This is a genomic window from Oligosphaera ethanolica, from assembly GCF_030814695.1.
GTDB classification, from domain to species: Bacteria; Verrucomicrobiota; Lentisphaeria; order Oligosphaerales; family Oligosphaeraceae; genus Oligosphaera; species Oligosphaera ethanolica.
The window spans coordinates 2,365,959-2,383,448 of the sequence record NZ_JAUSVL010000001.1 but is presented as its reverse complement, the minus strand read 5'-3'; the positions used below and the strand labels follow the sequence as shown (position 1 = coordinate 2,383,448).

Sequence of the window (17,490 nt, the reverse complement as noted above, 5' to 3'; positions counted from 1 at the left end):
GACTCTCCTTTTTCCAACGATGCAGACACGCGTAGAGACGACGTCGTAACAGGCCACGGCGGCGACACCCGAAGGGTCGCCGCCGCTGCTGCGCTATTTCATTTGCTGAGCAGGAACCCAGCAGGATCCGCAAATGCACTTGCTCTGCTTGCAGGTGCCATCGGCCGCCGGCGGCTCGTAGGGCGCCATGGACTGCTCGACGAGGGCCCGGAAGTGGAGCCAAGCCGGGTCGTCATGGCCCGTAAAAGCGCCGGCGGCAGCGGCGACTTGCCCCCAGCCGCCAACAGCGGCGGGCAGGGCCGCCATGAGCACGCGGCTCTGGGCTGGATTGGCGACATTGACCAGGCACGCGTAGGGCTGCGCCGCCCAGGCTTCGCCGAAGCGCTCGCGAACGGCATCGCGCAGGGCCTTTTCGCCGGCCGGGTCGGCACTGATGTCTTCGCGGCGGGCGAATGAGTAGTCGCCGTGGTACTGCGCATTGAGATCGAGCCAAGTGATGACCGTCGCCACGGCGTCCTTGTCGGCAAGCAGCGCCGGACAATGCCCCTGAAGGAGGAATGGCATGAGTTTGCCGGCATGGGCGAAGTAGTCGCGCGGCTTGCTCACAGCGGTTTCCACGTTGCGCTGGGCGATCTTGACCATGCCGGGGCGATTGATGAGCTCGTTGTAGGACGTGGCGACCCGCACAGTGCCCGGCCAGCCGGGATAGTCGGGCACGGGTCGTTCCACCGGCGTGCCACGCAGATCCGGCTGGGCTTGGCCGAGGCCATGGCAGGAAATGCAATGGCGGTCAAAGATGGGCTGAACAGAGCGCAAGTAGCTGAAGCCACCCGGGTAGTCGTGGTTGACGGACGGCGTCAGCGCCTTGGGCGCGCCGGCGTTGCCGCTGCGCGGTGGTGGCGTCAGCGCGCGGTCTTCATGGCAACCGATGCAGCTGAGCGTTTCGCCCGGCTGGGTGAAGATGAAAGAGCGCATGGTCATGACGGCCATGCCCTGCTCATCTAACGCCTGTAACTGGATTGGCACGCCGGAAGGCACGTGGAAAAATGCGCTGCCATCGGGATTGACCGGCACCGTGCCCTCCACCCGCTTGACGATCTCCTGCCGGACCGCGCCGCGATGGGGCACCGACGGCGTCGGCTGGCCAATGATGCTGTTGACCCGCAGGGCCTTGATCGGCGCCTCGAAATCCATACGGCCAAGCGCGGCATTCTGGATGTAGAGCAGCCCGGGGCGCGTCTGGCCCTGCTCGTCCAGCGGCGGCGGCAGAGTCGAGCTGAGCAGGACGGGCTCCGGCCGCGGCTGCAGGGGTATGGGCGACACGCTGGACATCGCCGGATCGCGGTAGATTTCCTCACGCCCGCCGAGGGAGTCGATAAGCACTATGCCGTAAGCGCCCACAGACTGGACTTTACCCTGCATCGCCAGTTTCTCCGGCGTATACGCGGCCAGCACGAGGTCTTCGCTGAGGGGCCATGGCGTGCAGAAGACGCCCTCGGGCCAGCCTTCGGTCTCCGGGAAGCGCGTTTCGGGCGTCAGGCGGGTGATGGGCTTGGGCCCGTCCTCGCCCTGGCTGGGATCGAGAGCAATAATGGAACCGGCCGTGTAGGAATGATGGGCCATGGCCGTGCAGACGACCTGGCGCGAGTCGGGAATCGCCCGCGCTTCGGCAAGCATGCAGGGGTTGATCGTGTAATTGCCGTAGTAGTGGGCGGTGTTGGTGCCGTCGGGCCGGATCGTCCACAGACTCTGGTAGAAAGTGTCGTGGCGATTGATGTAGTCCCAGCGGCTGAAAATAATGCGGCCGTCGGGAAGGACGCTCGGGTCCCACTCGTTGGCCTCGCCGAAGGACAGCAGGCGGATGCCGCCGCCGTCCCCATTCATCAGGTAGAGCAGATAGGACGGATTGTAACGGCGGTGGTGGCAGCGCCCGAAAGCCTGGCAGCGCGTGGACACAAAAACGATGTTGCCATCAGGCAGATAGCAGGGATCGAAGTCCTCGACCAGCACGGTATCGCGGCCGCCCTCGCCCTCACGCGCGTCGTTTGCGGTGCCCGTGAGCTGCCGCAGGCCCGTGCCGTCACTATTGATCTCCCATATGAAAAAACGCCGGTGGGCGCGATTTTCCACGCTGTGATCGCAATAGGAAAAAAGTATTTTTTTGCCGTCGTAGGACAGATCGGGGTGGGCGACGCTGCCGGTGGGTAGTTTGTCCTTCAGCAGCTCAACGGCCTCGGGCGCAGCGCTTTTCCAGTTGCGCAGGACGACCAAGCCGGGGCCGGGTCGGCTGTGGCGGCCGAGGTACTGGTCGCATTGGTGGCTGTAGGTGGTCGGCGGCTGCTTGTTGATCAGCAGGTCAGTGAAATCAAGGAGCGGATGGGAGAGAATAATGCGGCGACGCAACGCCTTGAGGTCGCTAAGCAGCTGCGGCCAGCTGCCGTCAGGGCGCTCCGGCAGTGCCGCCGCGCGCGCCGTCAGCGCGGCGAGCTCGGCGGTCTCGGCGGGCAGCGCGCGGCTCTTTTCCACGAACGCCAGGGACTTGCGCGCGAGCTCAAAGCTCTTGTCGGCATCGTCAATGATCGTTGCGGCCCGGCGGACTTCGTGGTAGAAGGCAAGGAGGGCGGCAAGATCCTCGCGCTTATCGTTTTTTGGCATAACAGCGAGGCGCTGGCGGTAGTCCTGGCCCGGCATACCCAGGCGTTTGGCCTGCGCGGTGACCAGGTCAGCGACGGCCACGGCGGTCAAGCCGCTGGCGAACAGCGCGGCGTGACCGCCATCCTGGACGCCCAAGTCCTGGCGCAGCCAGCGTTCCTCAACAGGAAAGTCCTGCGCGAGACTCTGGGCAAATATCCCGGCGACTTTGTCCTGCGGCAGGGCGGCGTGGATTTCGAAGTGCATGTACTTGCCGGCGTTCCAGGCTTTGTCGGCGCCGACACCGACACGGAAGCTCTTGAACTGCCCGTCGAGTTTCAGGCAGATATGGCTGAGGGAATGAGCCCACCAGCCCTCTTGGTGAATTTTGCCGCCGATGCTGATCGGCTCGCGTCGGAAGTTGCTGTTGACGAAAAGACGCTGCCACTGGACGCTGTTGACGAGCATGGGCAGCCCCAGGCCGGACACGGTCGTGCCATCCTCACGGGTAAAGACCGGATCGACCCAGCACGTGTGATCGCCGCCGTTGCCGTCGCCGCCGTAGCCCGCCGTCAACCAAAGCTGCTGACAGCCAGTGACATCGACGTCATAATACACCGCCTCCTTGCCCTTTTCGAGGTTGGGCGTGACCAACAGGGGCTTGGTGCTCAGCGAATGGCTGCTAGCCAACACGTCCCGGCCAGTAAGGAGGCGCTCCGCCCACGCCGCCGCCGCGTCAGCCGCGACTGTGCCTGCTGGCTGCCCCTGGATGCCGGCACTAAATGCAAAACAGAGAAACAGGACGGCGGCGCTGATTTTTTTCATGGTCATTCATCTCTTCCCGCCATCCCCGGCGGTTTGTGCGGTGGGTGCTATCAGTCGTCGATGGCGTAAGCGGCGGCGATTTTGAGCAGTTCGGCCATGCCGACATCAATGCTGTCGCCGACGCTGATGCCGCAGAGTTCGGCCTGTCCGGCGGCGAATTCAATGGCGAAGCGCGCTTCTTTGTAGCTGGGGTAGTGTTTCAGGCGTTCTTCGTAGGCCCATTCGCTCTCGTGGTTGAGTTGGGGCATTTCGGGCTGCATGCGGTGAATGGCAACGACCTTGCCGTCTGCGTCAAGAAAGAGCAGATCAAGGGGCACAAGGGTGTTCTTCATCCAGAATGAGCGCTGGCTGCTTTCCGGGAAAACGAAGATCATGCCGCCGTCATTGGGCACCTTCTCGCGGAACATGAGTCCGCGGGCCTGTTCCATGGGCGTCAGGGCCAGCTCCAGCTTCGGAAAGGCGTAGCCGTTGATGAGCAACGGCCAGTATGCCGGCCGCAACGGTTTTTCCGCAGCATTGGCCTGGCCGTGCTGCAGGGCGATATGGCCGCCGAGGGCCATGAGGACGACAGTGACGAGGCTGCTGAGATGATATCGTATGCTGCTCATGATTCCAATCGCTGACGCGTTAGCGCGACTCAGGCCTGCCGACCGGCGGTAGTGCAGCCGGCGGTAGTTTCGGGTGAGAGATAGACCAGCAGCTGCGCCAGCTCGGCGCGCAATTTGGCGCGCGGCACAACGCGATCGACCAGGCCGTGGTCAAGCAGGAATTCCGCGCTCTGGAAGCCCGGTGGCAATTCACTGCGGGTGGTCTCTTTGATGACGCGCGGGCCGGCAAAACCGATAAGCGCTTTCGGCTCGGCGAGGATGACGTCGCCCAGCGACGCGAAGCTGGCGGTGACGCCGCCGGTAGTCGGATGCGTGAGGATGGCGATGTACGGCAGGCCGGCTTCGTCATGGCGCATCAGCGCGCCAGAGGTCTTGGCCATTTGCATGAGGCTCAGAGCGCCCTCCTGCATACGAGCACCGCCACTGGCGGTGACGATCACCAGCGGCAGGTGGCGGCGCGTGGCTTCCTCCGTCAGGCGAGTGATTTCCTCGCCGACTACCGACCCCATGCTGGCACCGAAAAAGCGGAAGTCCATGACAGCCAAGGCGTATGGCGTGCCGTCGAGAGTGGCGCAGCCGCAGACCACCGCATCCTTCAGGCCAGTCTTCGCCTGTGTTTCCTTGAGCTTGCGCGGATAGCTGTTGTCGTGCGCAAAATCAAGCGTATCAACGGACGACAAGCCCTCGCCAAGCTGTTGGAAACTTCCCTCGTCGCTGAGCAGGGCGATGCGCTGCCCAGCAGTGAGGGGAAAATGATGACCGCAGACGGGACAGACCTGCAGATTGCTGTCCAAGGCGCTTTGGGCAATGGTCTGCTCGCAGCCTTTGCATTTGAGCCAGACGCCGGCCGGTATGTCCGCCTTGGGCGAGGCCTTGCCCAGTGGCGAAATGGTTTTTCCGAAAAATCCCTGCATGTGTGTATGTCCTTGCTGCTTGCTGTGCTTGCTGTGGTTGCTAGTTGCTGGCACTGCCGCCGTTTACAGTCAGCGCGTGGCGATCAGTCTCTGGCGGCAGTAATGACGTAAACCGCCGCCGCGCCGGCTGCCAGCAGTGCCGTCGTGGCGGCGCTGAGAGTCGCGCCCGTCGTGAAAACATCATCAACCAGCAATAACGATTTGCCGACGATGATGCTTGGCTTTTTGACCATGAAGGCCCCGCTGATATTTTTCAACCGTTCTTCATAATGCAGTCGCGCTTGCTGCGAAGTGCGGCGGCGCCGGCGGAGGGCATTGACGGCAGGCCGCCGGAGCTCCCGTCCCAGACACTGCGCCAGCAGGCCGGCCTGGTTGTAACCGCGGCTGATTTCGCGCAGCCAGTGCAGCGGCACCGGCACGATCAGGTCCGGCGCCGCGCCGTAGCGCCGCCAGGCGTCGGCCATGGCACCGGCCAAAAATGGCGCCAGGCTGGTCTGTCGTTGGTATTTGAAGGCGTGTACGGCTTCGCGCAGCTGCCCGGCAAAGGGAAAGGCCGAAACGGCAGCGGCCCACGGTCGGCCACCACACTCCAGGCAGTCCCGGCAAAGGTCCAGATAGCTGTCGTTGGCGCCGCCGCAGCCCGGGCAACGGCGCTCCGGCAAGCAAGGTAGCAGCTGTTCGCAGGCCGTACAAAGACGCCTGGGACCGCAGCTGAGCTCGGCTTTGCAGAGTGGACAGAGTGGCGGCACCGCAATGTCGGCGACGCTGCGGCAGATGCCGCCGCACGCCGTGATGATAGTACCTGCGATGGACGTCATGAATGCGTTCTTCTGCTAGGCGCCGCTACGGGCGCTGATTAATCTTCTGGGTAATCAGCCATATCACAGAGCAGGACGATGGCCTGGGCGGCCAACGCCGCGCCCTGGCCGATGGCGTCCTGCTGCTCGTTCGTCTTGGCTTTGACAGATATACGTTCGGGCTGGCAACGGAAAAGCGCGGCGATGGCCTCGCGCATGGCCGGAATATGCGGCGCCAGTTTGGGTTTTTCGGTGATGACGGTACAATCGAGATTGATCAGCTGCCAGCAACTGACGCGGGGATCGTCCAAAACCTGGCGCAAGAGCAGCGCGCTGCTGGCGCCGCGCCAACGCTCATCGGTGTCCGGAAACCACTGGCCGATATCGCCGAGAGCGAGGGCGCCCAGAACGGCATCGGTGATGGCGTGGAGCAACGCATCGGCGTCAGAATGGCCCTGGAGGCCCCACGGCGAGGGCAGATGCACACCGCCCAGCCAGAGCTCCCGTCCGGAGACGCAGCGATGGAGGTCGTAGCCCTGACCGATTCGCAACATGGTGGCGCTCCTTGCGTAAGTTGTCCTTAGGTCGCCGGCGGGGTTTATGGCGTCAGCGGCAGTGACTCCTGGTCGAAGATATCGGCGACGATTTTTCGGGCGGCGTCATCAGCGGCCTGACGACAGGCGGCCTGGAGGGGAATGTCGCGATCGTGCATGCGCGGCAGATCCGCGCTGCCAATGACCTCGCGGCTTAGCACGGGCTTTTCCAGATCGGTACTGAGGAAGAGCTCATAGGCGGTCTTGAGTTCAATGCGGTAGAGGACGGTCTGGTAGGCGTTGGCGTCATCCTCGCGGGCCCGCTTGTCCCGGATTTCACTGCGGGCGATGCCGGAATTGCTGATGGACAGCAGCCGCACTTTGAGAACGTAGTCGCTCTTCGCGGTCTGGTTGTCGCAGGAAACGCCAGGCTGGTTGGCAAAATGCTCCTGCAGTTTTTGCCGCATGGTCGCAGCGAGGGCGCCTTCCGTGGTGTCATTGGCGACGCTGGCAACGGCAATGGTGGTGCCGGGCTTGGCGCCAGGCGCTCCCCAGTGATAGCAGGACGAGAGGGCCATGACGCAGCCGATGAGTGCCAGGCCGAGCCAGTGCAGATGCAGGAGTCGCGTGGTCATAGTCGATCCTTGGCAAGTGATGATGTGTGGGATAGGACGACGGTGGTGATCATTTCGGGGCGACAGCCGGGATGGCAACGGCGTCAGCCGTCAGTTCGGGGTTGCTATCCAGGATGCGACGGGCTTCCTGGGCAGCGGTGGTGTCGGGATATTCGCGGATGAGGTCGTGGAGGTAGCGCCGAGCCGAAACGATGTTCTTGTGAGTCGGTTTGAGGTAGAACACGGCCTTGTCGAGGCTGCGTTGCGCCTGTATCTGCTTGGACTGGCTGATGAGATCAAGTAGTTCGCGATTGCGTGGCTGTGACGGGTCCTGCTGCAGGGCCATTTCAGCCTGGCGAACGGCCATGCGCAGCTTGCTGCCATCGCCATCGCCGCGTTTGCTCATGTCGAAGAGCAGCATGGCCACATCGGCACGAACGCCCGCGAGTTTCGCATCCTGCTTGAGAATCGCCTGATAGACGGCGATGGCCTCTTCTGGGCGGTGCTCGTTGACCAGCAGTTCGGCCAGGCGCTGGCGATCGGCTAGTGACACGTGGATGGACGGCGCGCCCTGAATGATCAGCTCGTAAGTCTCAATGGCGGCCGTTTTGTCGCGCAAGCCCAGGAAAGTGCCGTTGCCATCAACAAAACTCTCGGCCAACGCCCGCAATTGTTTGACGACGTGCTCATAGGGAATATACAGCGGATAGCGCTCGATCAACTCCTTGTACAGGGGCAGGGCCTTGCGGACTTTGCGGGCCGCGAAGAAACAGTCGGCCTGCCGCAGCAGATAGGCCGCTTTCAGCTGGGGACTCTGAGTGTTGTTGCCCAACTTGCGAAAGAGACGCGCTGCGCGCTTGTACTCGCCTTGCTTCTCGGACTCGGTGGCATCCTGCAGCAGCTGCTGATTCGCCACAAAATCGACCATGGCCTCGTCTTTGTCAGCGCCGTACGCCGTCCTTACAGTCACAGCGGCGACGACGAGCAACAGGGCGAACAGAGCGTTTTTCATATGGTAGACCTCGGGTAAGGGATGAACAAGCAGAATTCAACAAAGCGAAAGGCGCTGATGCAAAAAGCATAACATACTTGCCGATCGCACTCCCGTCTACCACCCGCCGCCCGCCCCGCCGCAAGGCGGTAGTAATGCCTCAGTCATTGATACTGGCCTTTCCTGTAGTCTTTTGTTTTCAGCGCCGAAGGCGCGGCCTAAGATAGCCCAGGGCGCGTCGCCCTGGGTAAAGGCCCCACCTGAAATGAGCCCTGTAAGGGCGACCTAAAAACGGCGCCGGGGGCGCAAGGGAAACGACGGGGAAGACGTTACATCGGGTTCCATTGCCTCTTTGGTCCCAGTCAGCTTCGCCGACTGGGGCCAAAGAGGCCGAGGAACACGAGCAATACTGGCGCTCTACCCAGGGCGGCGCTCCGCCTTCGGCGTCGCTTGCCCTGGGCTGGTATGCTTCGCGCTTTCAGCGCTCAAATGCCGCCGGGACGGCGGCGCTCCCAGGAGTCGAATCAGTCCCCAATCAGTCCAAGGCGTCGGGAGTCAATCCCCACGGTCCAAAAAGTCCCCACGGTCCAATCCATGGGATCATGCCTCATGAGTCAGTGAGTCCTCGCCCCTGCGCCGCCGCCAATCAGTCCCCGGCGTCCAATGCGTCAATCCCCACGGTCCAAAAAGTCCCCACGGTCCAATCCATGGGATCATGCCTCATGAGTCAGTGAGTCCTCGCCCCTGCGCCGCCGCCAATCAGTCCCCGGCGTCCAAAAAGTCCCCAAGGCGTTATTCGGGTTGGTTCTTGCGGATGAGGCGGCTGCGCAGGGGGCTGCGGGGCTCCTTGATGCGGCGATAGTCCTCGTGGAGGACGTCGTCCGCATTGGGCTCGGGCAGTGGTGGCGGCGCACTATTGCTGGCATGGTGGACTTTGACGATTTCGGGTATGGCTAGGCGCAGGCCGCGGATAAAATCGGGCGAAGCGAATTGGCAGGTGCTGAGGACGGCGTCGCGACGCAATGCGGCCGGCGTGGCCTCGGGCAGCTGCAATGCAGCCAGGGCGAAAGCCGACACCATGGCGCCCATGGCGTGGGCCATGATAATCTCCATGACCAGGTCATGCCCGATCAGGTCGGCACCGCTCTGCCGGGCCATGGCGGCCTCAGCCATGGTGCAGAATTGCGATCCAGGCTGGGAAAGAAAGACGCAGTGCCGCACGTCGACGCCGACACCATGCAGGGCGTTGACGATCTCGGAGTTCTGCAGCTGGGAAAGCGCGCTGTTCATGTCGGGAAATGGCGTGGTCAGCAGATCATGCTGGCCATCCAAGGGCGAAAGATGGTGGCCGTTGATGAAGTCGGTAAGGACAGTCCAGCTGCCGGGCTTGATGTCGTTGCGCAGGCTCAGCGCGCTGTCAACTAAAATATGGCGGTGGACGCCGAGGGCGATAGCGGTTAGTGCCGGCAACACGCAGGGGTGGACGCCATGGCCTTCGTAGAGATGGCGGTGACCACGGGCCACCAATATGGGCAGGTCCTGACAGCAGCCGTAGAGCAGCTCGGGACTGTTAAGATCGGGGGTGAGGCCGTCGGGCATGCCGTCGAGACGATGCAGCGGCAGGTCGTGCGGCGGCTGGTCAAAGAGGCCATCAAGCACGAACCCGGCGCCGAACTGGATGAAGAAGGCCGGCTCGCGCCAGGCGCCGAAATGCTCCCGCAGCAGCGCCGCATTGCGCTGTGCATACTCTGCCAGAGAAGGACGTCGTTGGGTCATAGCAGTCTGCCGTTGTTCTACCATGACACGCTCATGGCGGGCGGTGGCGCAAAGAGGTCCGCGCTGTCGGGCCGGTCGGTACTCGGCTGCGCAGTAAATGACCAAGTTGCAGAGTTTTTGTCATGCCGGTCGCGACTGCAGTGACGGATTGGCGCCGGCGTGGTGACGCTGAGCTTGAGCTGGGTGTTGGCTAAGAGGGTCCGCAACTGGGCCAGACGCTGCTGGTCCCAGCGCGCTGGCGTGCTGGGTAACTCCGCCGAGAAAGTCGTCAAGCCATTTTCCTGCTTGAGCTGGAAAGCGCCAAAAATACCACTGTTGATCGCGCTGGCGGCATCGCGGCCGAGGACGATGATCTGCACCCGGCAGAAGCCGTTGTCCGTCGTCTGTTTGTAATGCCGCAACTCAATGTCCGCCCGGGCATTGAAGTAGCTCTTCACGGCTTCTTCGTTGAGGAAGCTGTTGATGCCCGGGACGCGATTGTCCTGATCGCCTTGCCCTTGCCACTGGTCGATGACGGCCTGAGCATTTTCCAGGGTCTGGCGCTGATTTTCGGGAAAGATGTACAGAAAGCTGACAATGACGCTGCCGTCGTTGTTGAAGACCACGGTCTGTTCGTGATCCAGGCAGCCGCAGAGAGCGCCGGCGAGGAAAATGACGCATAGTGCCGACAGCGCGCCGTGAATCATTCGCTGCATTGTGTTCATTCCGTTGTTGTACATGACGAAGGACCGTGGCTGCGACGCGAGTTGATGGGGGGAGCGCGCCAACCAAGTCAGAACACCTAAAATAGCCTCCGGAAGTGCCGCCGCCAAGACCACAGGCGACGTGGACGGATGTATATTTGCCGGCGGGTATGCAGTATGGCGACAAGGAACGGCGCCCGCGCGATACGGGTCTATGGCGCGGGCCGCATTTACGCTACCCGGCGCTCAGCCAGCTACTCACAATTTCACCACTCCGAGGATATTCATGATGACCTATCGCGTTGGCGTCGGCCTTTCAGGCGGCACGGACAGTGCGCTGGCCGCGAAACTCCTGCTTGAGGCGGGCCACGATGTCATTGGTTTCACCATGCAGCTCCTGCCGGGCTGCAGCGCGACCGCGGCCAAGGGCGCGGCCGTCGCCGCGCGTCTGGGCATCCCGCACCGGGTGCTGGACATGACTGACCGCTTTGAAGAGCTCGTTCTCACGCCTTTTGCCGATGCCTACCGCCGCGGCCTGACGCCATCGCCGTGCGTGTGCTGCAACGCGCAGATGAAATTCGGCGCCATGCTCGACGCGATGCTCGCCGCCGGCTGCGAACGCGTCGCCACGGGCCATTACGCCCGACTCGTGCCCGCTGGCGATGACACGCTGCTGCTGCGTGGTCGCGACCCGCGCAAAGACCAAAGCTACTTCCTGGCTATGCTCAATGCTGACCAGCGCCGGCGGGCGATCTTTCCCCTCGGTGACATGTTAAAGAAAGACGTCCAAGCCCGCGCCGCAGCCCTGGAGCTCGTCGCCCCTGGCGAAGGCGAAAGCCAGGATTTGTGTTTCCTGCCCGACGGCGACTTCGCGGCATTTGTCGCGGCGCGCTATCCGGAACTGTCCCGCGAAGGGTGGATTGTGACGAGCGACGGCACGCGCCTCGGTCGCCACAGCGGCGCCTACCAGTACACTCGCGGTCAGCGCCGCGGCCTGGGCCTGGGCGGCGGCCCGTGGTTTGTACTGCGGGTCGATATCGCCGATAATCTCGTGGTCGTCGGCCGACAGGACGAACTGCTGAGCCGCAACGTGATCCTGCAGGACGTGAACTGGCTCCTGCCACCGCCCGCGGCCGGTGCGGAACTACCCGTGCAAGCGCAGGTGCGTTACCTTATGCAGGCTCGACCTGCTACGCTACGACGGCTCGACGACAGCCGCGCTGAGATCGTCTTCGCCGATCCAGTATCCGCCGTGACGCCCGGACAGCTCGCCGCCGCGTACCTCGACGACCGCGTCGTCGCCGGCGGCTGGATCCGCTAGTTTTCCGCAGATTGCGCGGATTAGGTAATGGATCACCCATTGATACCAGCCGGTCACGCAGCAATACTGGCCGGTCACGCAGTCTTTTGTTTTCAGCGCCAAAGGCGCGGCCTAAGATAGCCCAGGGCGCGTCGCCCTGGGTAAGGGCCCCACCCGAATTGAGCCCTGTAAGGGCGACCTAAACAAAACCGCGCAAGGCACAAGACGGTGAAAACGTTGCAGGGGGTTCCATTGCCTCTTTGGCCCCAGTCAGCTTCGCCGACTGGGGCCAAAGAGGCCGAGGAACACGAGCATAGAGGGCGCATAACCCAGGGCGGCGCACGCTTTCAGCGTGCTTGCCCTGGGCTGGTATGCTTTCGCGCTTTCAGCGCTTCTGCCGCTTCGCGGCGATGAAAGGCAGTACCGAACGGCGCCGTGCTTGCCCTGGGCTGGTATGCTTTCGCGCTTTCAGCGCTTCTGCCGCTTCGCGGCGATGAAAGGCAGTACCGAACGGCGCCGTGCTTGCCCTGGGCTGGTATGCTTTCGCGCTTTCAGCGCTTCTGCCGCTTCGCGGCGATGAAAGGCAGTACCGAACGGCGCCGTGCTTGCCCTGGGCTATCATCGATCGCGCTTTCAGCGCTTCTGCCGCTTCGCGGCGATGAAAGGCAGTACCGAACGGCGCCGTGCTTGCCCTGGGCTGGTATGCTTTCGCGCTTTCAGCGCTTCTGCCGCTTCGCGGCGATGAAAGGCAGTACCGAACGGCGCCGTGCTTGCCCTGGGCTATCATCGATCGCGCTTTCAGCGCTTCTGCCGCTTCGCGGCGATGAAAGGCAGTACCGAACGGCGCCGTGCTTGCCCTGGGCTATCATCGATCGCGCTTTCAGCGCTCAAATACTGACTCATCGGCGGATAGTCGAGCTACGCTATTTGAGGATAGTGCGGTCGATGATGTTTTTGCGGCGGCGGAGGTAGCGTTGGAGGTCGGCGACATCGAGATCGAGGAAGCCGACGTTGCCATTTTCGCGAGCGAGGAACGCGGCACTGGCGCCGGCGGCCTCACCGCTGACGGCGCAAGTCGGGATGACGCGGGTGACATCCCAGGTATCACCGCCGGCGGACAGACAGCGGCCGGCGCTGATGAGGTTCGGCGTCTGGACGGCGGCCATGGCGCGCATGGGCAGGCAGTAGATGGGGCCGGCTTTGCGCCAGTCGCCGGTCATGCCGAGGGTGTCGTTGAACCAGCGGTGGTCGTCGCTGGGCTTGAGCGTGACCTTGCCCACCAGACGACGCGTCATGCGGAAGCAGGGAATGGTCGGCATCATGATCGGATAGGGATTGCCGCCGCTCTTGGCCTGTTTCGCGGCAAGGTCGTCCATCATCAGCTGCCGCGAGGCCAGGATCATCTTGGTGACCTGCGTGGCGTCGTCACCGCGGAACAACTCGCCGCTTTCCGGTAGCCGGCGGGTAGCGTTGAAGGGCTTGGTCAGCGGCATGAGCTGGACCTGACCAGCGTGGTCGATGTAGTAGTACCAGCCGCAGCGCACGTTGGTTTTCAGCGACTGGGTCTTCTCGCCGGCCGCCGCGCAAACATCGGCGTCGCCACTGGCATCGATCACGGCTTTGCAGCGCAGGGCCGTGCGGCCGCTCTTGCTCTCCATCAGCACCGCGCTGATGCGCCGGCCATCCCGAACCAGCCCACAAAAGCGCATGTCGTAAAAGAGCTTCACGCGGTTTTTGAGGAGGAGCCGTTCGAGCTTGTAGAGGTAGGTGATGGGATTGTAGCTGCAGCGATAGCGGTGTTTCTTGCGCTCCTCGAGATCGCCGCCCGGCTGCCAACAGGTCGGGGTGGGTATGACTTTGATGTTTTCAATGGGCTCACTCACGTCGTCAACAGAGAGTTTGAGCAGCTCTTCGCCAATACCGCCAATGACCTGCCGGCCCCGGCCATCGCAGAGCGGCAGGTAAATGATGACATTGCCGATGGTCGCCAGGCCGCCGAGAGCGCAGGCTTTCTCAATCAGGCAGACGCTGCTACCGCCACGGGCGGCCGCCAGGGCCGCCGCCGCGCCGGCGATGCCGCCGCCGACCACTACCACGTCGTAATCGCCACTTACCGGGATATCCCGCGCCGGCTCGCTGATCCATTCCTTCATCGCCATCGTGCCTCTTGCCTTGGGTTGCATTTCGTTTATTTTTTGATCAGGGCGACGTAGTCCAGGTTGTTGCCCTTGCCGTCTTCATTGACCATCTGGATGCGTTGCTCCCCGGCCGGGAGGTCCAGGATGACGGGCTGGCCATTGCGGACACAGTAGAAGTGATCCCAGTCGCTTTCGAGGTCGCCGAAACCACCCGTGCCGAAAAAGTGGAACGAGCCGAGGTCCTGGTCATTGACGCGGATGGAGCGCTGCGCGCCGGCGCTGCTGCTGTAGCGCACGACCAGCTGATAGCGGCCAGCCTCGGGCACCTTGATCGCCCAGGTCAGGGCGTGGCCCTGAGCATCCCAGTGCGAAAAGGCCTTGCCCTGCACGCCGCGCTTGTCGTCGCGGATCTGCACTTCGCCGCCGCTCTGGGCGACAAAGGCCTCGGCCTCGGCAAAGAAAGCGTCTTTGAGGACATTGCTGTCGTTGACGTTCAGGAAGCTCTGGCCGCGCAGCACCCGACCGTCTGCCAGCACCAACCGCGCCGTCAGTTTGGCGCGAACGCCACCCTCGACCTGCAGTGGGATATTCTCGACCATGCAGCCTGCGGCCGCCAGCTTCACCGGTATGGGCGTAGTCGGCAGATTGACACCAGCTATGGGATCGAGATGCAACGTGCCGGCGAGACCCTCCTGCATAGGCGCAGTCACGACGACACGCAGGTTGCAGAGATTGACTTCGCGCTGAACCGTCAGATTGAGATTCGGGCTGTGGGCCGATGGCAGCTTGCTCAGTAGCACGCCGCTGGTATAACCCATGGCGTTACTGCCGACGCGCATGCGATAGCTGATGTCCTGCATGAGACAAACGCGGCGATCCATCGCCGGAATGTCCGTGCTGTAAATGCGAAACTCGCCGTTTTGGCTCGTGAGTATCTCTTCACGCCAGTCCCCAAAAACGTCGGCGGCCAGGACGAACCTGCCGGCGACTCGCGAGCCGACCTCGCCGCCGTCGTGCTTGAGGATCTTGGCGCGGACGAGTTCTTTCTGGAGATCGCCGTCCCAGTAGGCCACACTAACGCCGAAGCCGTAGGGCATCTCGGTGCCTTTCTTCAGCAGGGTCTGGCCGTCGGCGCTGAAGAGCCAGCGGTTTTCGGTGAGCTTGTGACCGTCGGCGTCGGTGCCGCCGACTTCGACGCCGGGATGGATCGGGTCGAGATCCGCGCAGACACCGCCGCCGTGCACGTGCTTGGTCGGCTGCTGGAGTTTCCAGACGAATTCGCCCGTGCGGGCGTCAACGACATTGATGCCGCCATCCACGCGCTGACCGGTTTCGATGATGTAAGCGATTTCCATGCCGGGGCGTTGCGGAATGATCTCGCCGTAGTACATGGCATCGGGATGGCCCTTGCCGGTGGTCCAGAGTGGATCGCCGTTATCATCGAGGACGACACTGCCAAGGATAATTTCGTCGCGTCCGTCGTCATCAATATCGACGGCGTGGGCAGTATGCGCACCCTGGCCACGGTAGGTACGGGGGCGATCGTGGTTGTCATAGCGCCAGAGCGCTTCGAGCTTGCCGTCTTTGAGCTGCCAGGCTTCGGCGGTCATGCGGGTGTAGGTGCCGCGCAGTGGCACCACGCAGGGCGTCTTGCCATCGAGGTAAGCGATGACGATCTGGTTGCGCGATGCATAGTTATAGCTGTCAAAGTCGTCGCGGCTGGGCCACGGCGCGCGGGCAATTTCCTTGCCGGTCATGCCGTCGAGAATCAGCAGCCATTCTTCGCCAGTGGTGACCTTGCCTTCTTCGTCGCGCTGGTCGCCCTCGCCGGCGGCCTTCAGCGCCACTTCGGCCCGGCCATCGCCAGTGAGATCGCCGACGATAAACGGGGAATACCAAATGCCCTGCTCAATGGACCAGCCGCGGTCGAAGGTCCACAGGAGCGTGCCGTCACTCAGGAAGGCGTCCAGCTTGAAGGTCTTGGTCGATTTTTTCCAGTAGACATGCCAGGGATCAACCACACTGCCGGGGTGCATCACCACGTAGTCGTAAACGCCGTCGCCATTTAGGTCGCCAATGCCGACCTTGAACGCGCTGGCTTCGGGATCGCTGAGCTTGAAGATTTTGCAATTCAGGGCGCTGCCTTCGTCGAGGGGGAGTATTTCCACGGGCGCCGGCGCGGCCGCGCTGCCGCTGACGGCCACGGCGTAACTGGCGCCAGCGACAGGCGCGTCGTCCAGCCAATCGCAGGTCTGGCGGATAGGTGTGGTGTTGAGCTTGCTGCTCTTGCCGTCAACGACGCGAAAGACATCAAACGCGCAGTCCGGTGCGTCGTCAGCCAGCAGGCGCCAGCTGAGGTACATGGCGCCATCGACCATCTGGCCGACCGCACAACGGGCGAATTGCTCGCCTACGCGCGCTTTGGCAAAGCCCTCGATCTTCGGGCTGGGGGGAATGACCGGGGCTTGTTCGGGAACGACGCGGATGTCGTCAATAATAACGTCCGTGTCACCGCGGCCGACAACCCGGATGACGATCTGATTGATGCTTTCCGGCACGGTGAAATAGCCGGTGGCCTCGGCCCAGTCGACGCTGGGCTTGGGACTGCGGGTTTCGCCAACCGACCAGGTCACAAATTTGCCGTCCTTGTGCCCGACCGCCTGCACGCTCACACTACCAGTCTTTTCGCCCTTGTACCACACTTTGATAGCGTAATCCGTGCCAGGAGTGACGTCGTTGCGCGGACCACCGGAAAAGGCCCAGTCGTCCTTGCCGGCGGCGACTATGCGCAACGCCAAACGGCCGTTGCGCGCTTCTTCAACCAACGTGGCCGAGCCGATATTCTCGCGGTGCCACCACGTCCATTGGTCAGGCCGGGCGCCGACTTGGCCGGCCTCAAAATCCGCATTGTCAACACGCAGTGGCGCCGCATCCTGCGCTTGAGCAAAAAACATGGTCGTACTTAACGCGGCAATGGCGAGACATGAACGCATAAGGGACTTCATCTGCTTCTCCTTAGGTCAATTGGCCGTTCCTACGGCGTGCACCGCAATCGTGCCGGGGATAAATAAAAGCGCGGCATACTTTATCCGCCCGAAGTGGGCCCTGCATGGCTATAACGGCCCTCATGAAGAAATAATTGTAATCGGTCAGCCCTTGATAATTGAGCCGTAGAGCAACAGGCGGCCTTAGCGCGCCCGTCTTCCGGCCGTGGTGCGGGCTTTTAGCCCGCGCCGGCGCCAGAGGCCAGCAGGCGAAGCCTAGCGCGCCAACGATATCCCTGGCCGCGAAGCGGCAGAAGCGCTGAAAGCGCGATCTATGATAGCCCAGGGCAAGCGACGCCGAAGGCGGAGCGTCGCCCTGGGTAGAGCGCCATTTTTGTTCGTGTTCCTCGGCCTCTTTGGCCCCAGTCGGCGAAGCTGACTGGAGCCAAAGAGGCAATGGAACGATGTGTCTTCCCTTTCCTGTACCTAAGCGCCTTGCACGATGTTTTTAGGTCGCCCTTTCAGGGCTCATTTCGGGTGGGGCCCCCTACCCAGGGCGACGCGCCCTGCGGGCGCTTGCCCTGGGCTGTCTTAGGCCGCGCCTATGGCGCTGAAAACAAAAGCCCGCAGGAATGGCCAGTATCAACGGGTGAGGCATTACATCCCGGGGTAATCGGTCACCCATTGAGAACGGAC

The 17,490-nt window shown here is 62.7% G+C and carries 12 protein-coding genes; 1 reads left to right on the top strand and 11 read right to left on the bottom strand.

Features of this window, described 5'->3' with window-relative positions:
* Positions 1-93 precede the first annotated feature (93 nt).
* The 9 genes from J3R75_RS08115 to J3R75_RS08075 all read right to left on the bottom strand — a co-directional run bounded on the left by J3R75_RS08115 (position 94) and on the right by J3R75_RS08075 (position 10,384).
* Positions 94-3,462: an HzsA-related protein gene (locus J3R75_RS08115; RefSeq protein WP_307261014.1), complete on the bottom strand. Its 3,369-nt coding sequence runs from the start codon at positions 3,460-3,462 to the stop codon at positions 94-96.
* Between the two features lie 44 nt (positions 3,463-3,506).
* Positions 3,507-4,064, bottom strand: a complete 558-nt coding sequence (locus J3R75_RS08110) for a DUF192 domain-containing protein (protein ID WP_307261013.1) — start codon at positions 4,062-4,064, stop codon at positions 3,507-3,509.
* Positions 4,065-4,093: 29 nt separating this feature from the next.
* On the bottom strand, positions 4,094-4,978 hold the full coding sequence (accD, locus tag J3R75_RS08105; RefSeq protein WP_307261012.1) for an acetyl-CoA carboxylase, carboxyltransferase subunit beta: 885 nt from the start codon (positions 4,976-4,978) through the stop codon (positions 4,094-4,096).
* An 83-nt stretch (positions 4,979-5,061) separates the two neighbouring features.
* Positions 5,062-5,796, bottom strand: coding sequence for a ComF family protein (locus J3R75_RS08100; protein ID WP_307261011.1), 735 nt, complete (start codon positions 5,794-5,796; stop codon positions 5,062-5,064).
* A gap of 38 nt (positions 5,797-5,834) precedes the next feature.
* Complete coding sequence (gene ispF / locus J3R75_RS08095) at positions 5,835-6,326, bottom strand: 2-C-methyl-D-erythritol 2,4-cyclodiphosphate synthase (RefSeq protein ID WP_370882389.1); 492 nt, start codon at positions 6,324-6,326, stop codon at positions 5,835-5,837.
* A 47-nt stretch (positions 6,327-6,373) separates the two neighbouring features.
* The gene (gene lptE, locus J3R75_RS08090; protein WP_307261009.1) at positions 6,374-6,943 is read right to left on the bottom strand and encodes an LPS assembly lipoprotein LptE; all 570 of its coding nucleotides are present in this window, start codon (positions 6,941-6,943) and stop codon (positions 6,374-6,376) included.
* Between the two features lie 49 nt (positions 6,944-6,992).
* Positions 6,993-7,934 carry a tetratricopeptide repeat protein gene (locus tag J3R75_RS08085; protein WP_307261008.1) on the bottom strand — a complete coding sequence of 314 codons (942 nt, stop codon included), beginning with the start codon at positions 7,932-7,934 and terminating at the stop codon, positions 6,993-6,995.
* A gap of 771 nt (positions 7,935-8,705) precedes the next feature.
* Positions 8,706-9,689, bottom strand: coding sequence for a phosphorylase family protein (locus J3R75_RS08080; protein ID WP_307261007.1), 984 nt, complete (start codon positions 9,687-9,689; stop codon positions 8,706-8,708).
* 17 nt (positions 9,690-9,706) lie between these two features.
* Positions 9,707-10,384 carry a hypothetical protein gene (locus tag J3R75_RS08075; RefSeq protein ID WP_307261006.1) on the bottom strand — a complete coding sequence of 226 codons (678 nt, stop codon included), beginning with the start codon at positions 10,382-10,384 and terminating at the stop codon, positions 9,707-9,709.
* Between the two features lie 274 nt (positions 10,385-10,658).
* On the opposite strand from J3R75_RS08075, the gene mnmA reads away from it, so the two are divergent.
* Entirely contained in the window at positions 10,659-11,693 is a 1,035-nt protein-coding gene (mnmA, locus tag J3R75_RS08070) for a tRNA 2-thiouridine(34) synthase MnmA (protein WP_307261004.1), read from the top strand.
* A gap of 902 nt (positions 11,694-12,595) precedes the next feature.
* On the opposite strand, the gene J3R75_RS08065 is transcribed toward mnmA, so the two are convergent.
* Both J3R75_RS08065 and J3R75_RS08060 read right to left on the bottom strand, forming a co-directional pair.
* Complete coding sequence (locus tag J3R75_RS08065) at positions 12,596-13,831, bottom strand: FAD-dependent oxidoreductase (protein WP_307261002.1); 1,236 nt, start codon at positions 13,829-13,831, stop codon at positions 12,596-12,598.
* Positions 13,832-13,860: 29 nt separating this feature from the next.
* Positions 13,861-16,803: a rhamnogalacturonan lyase family protein gene (locus J3R75_RS08060; protein WP_307261001.1), complete on the bottom strand. Its 2,943-nt coding sequence runs from the start codon at positions 16,801-16,803 to the stop codon at positions 13,861-13,863.
* Positions 16,804-17,490 lie beyond the last annotated feature (687 nt).

What these genes read in the sequence shown, in the direction of transcription:
- J3R75_RS08100 (WP_307261011.1), bottom strand. Translation starts at nt 5,796, where the DNA reads ATGACGTCCATCGCAGGTACTATCATCACGGCGTGCGGCGGCATCTGC.
- lptE (WP_307261009.1), bottom strand. Translation starts at nt 6,943, where the DNA reads ATGACCACGCGACTCCTGCATCTGCACTGGCTCGGCCTGGCACTCATC.
- J3R75_RS08075 (WP_307261006.1), bottom strand. Translation starts at nt 10,384, where the DNA reads ATGCAGCGAATGATTCACGGCGCGCTGTCGGCACTATGCGTCATTTTC.
- J3R75_RS08085 (WP_307261008.1), bottom strand. Translation starts at nt 7,934, where the DNA reads ATGAAAAACGCTCTGTTCGCCCTGTTGCTCGTCGTCGCCGCTGTGACT.
- accD (WP_307261012.1), bottom strand. Translation starts at nt 4,978, where the DNA reads ATGCAGGGATTTTTCGGAAAAACCATTTCGCCACTGGGCAAGGCCTCG.
- J3R75_RS08080 (WP_307261007.1), bottom strand. Translation starts at nt 9,689, where the DNA reads ATGACCCAACGACGTCCTTCTCTGGCAGAGTATGCACAGCGCAATGCG.
- J3R75_RS08110 (WP_307261013.1), bottom strand. Translation starts at nt 4,064, where the DNA reads ATGAGCAGCATACGATATCATCTCAGCAGCCTCGTCACTGTCGTCCTC.
- J3R75_RS08065 (WP_307261002.1), bottom strand. Translation starts at nt 13,831, where the DNA reads ATGGCGATGAAGGAATGGATCAGCGAGCCGGCGCGGGATATCCCGGTA.
- J3R75_RS08060 (WP_307261001.1), bottom strand. Translation starts at nt 16,803, where the DNA reads ATGCGTTCATGTCTCGCCATTGCCGCGTTAAGTACGACCATGTTTTTT.
- mnmA (WP_307261004.1), top strand. Translation starts at nt 10,659, where the DNA reads ATGATGACCTATCGCGTTGGCGTCGGCCTTTCAGGCGGCACGGACAGT.
- J3R75_RS08115 (WP_307261014.1), bottom strand. Translation starts at nt 3,462, where the DNA reads ATGACCATGAAAAAAATCAGCGCCGCCGTCCTGTTTCTCTGTTTTGCA.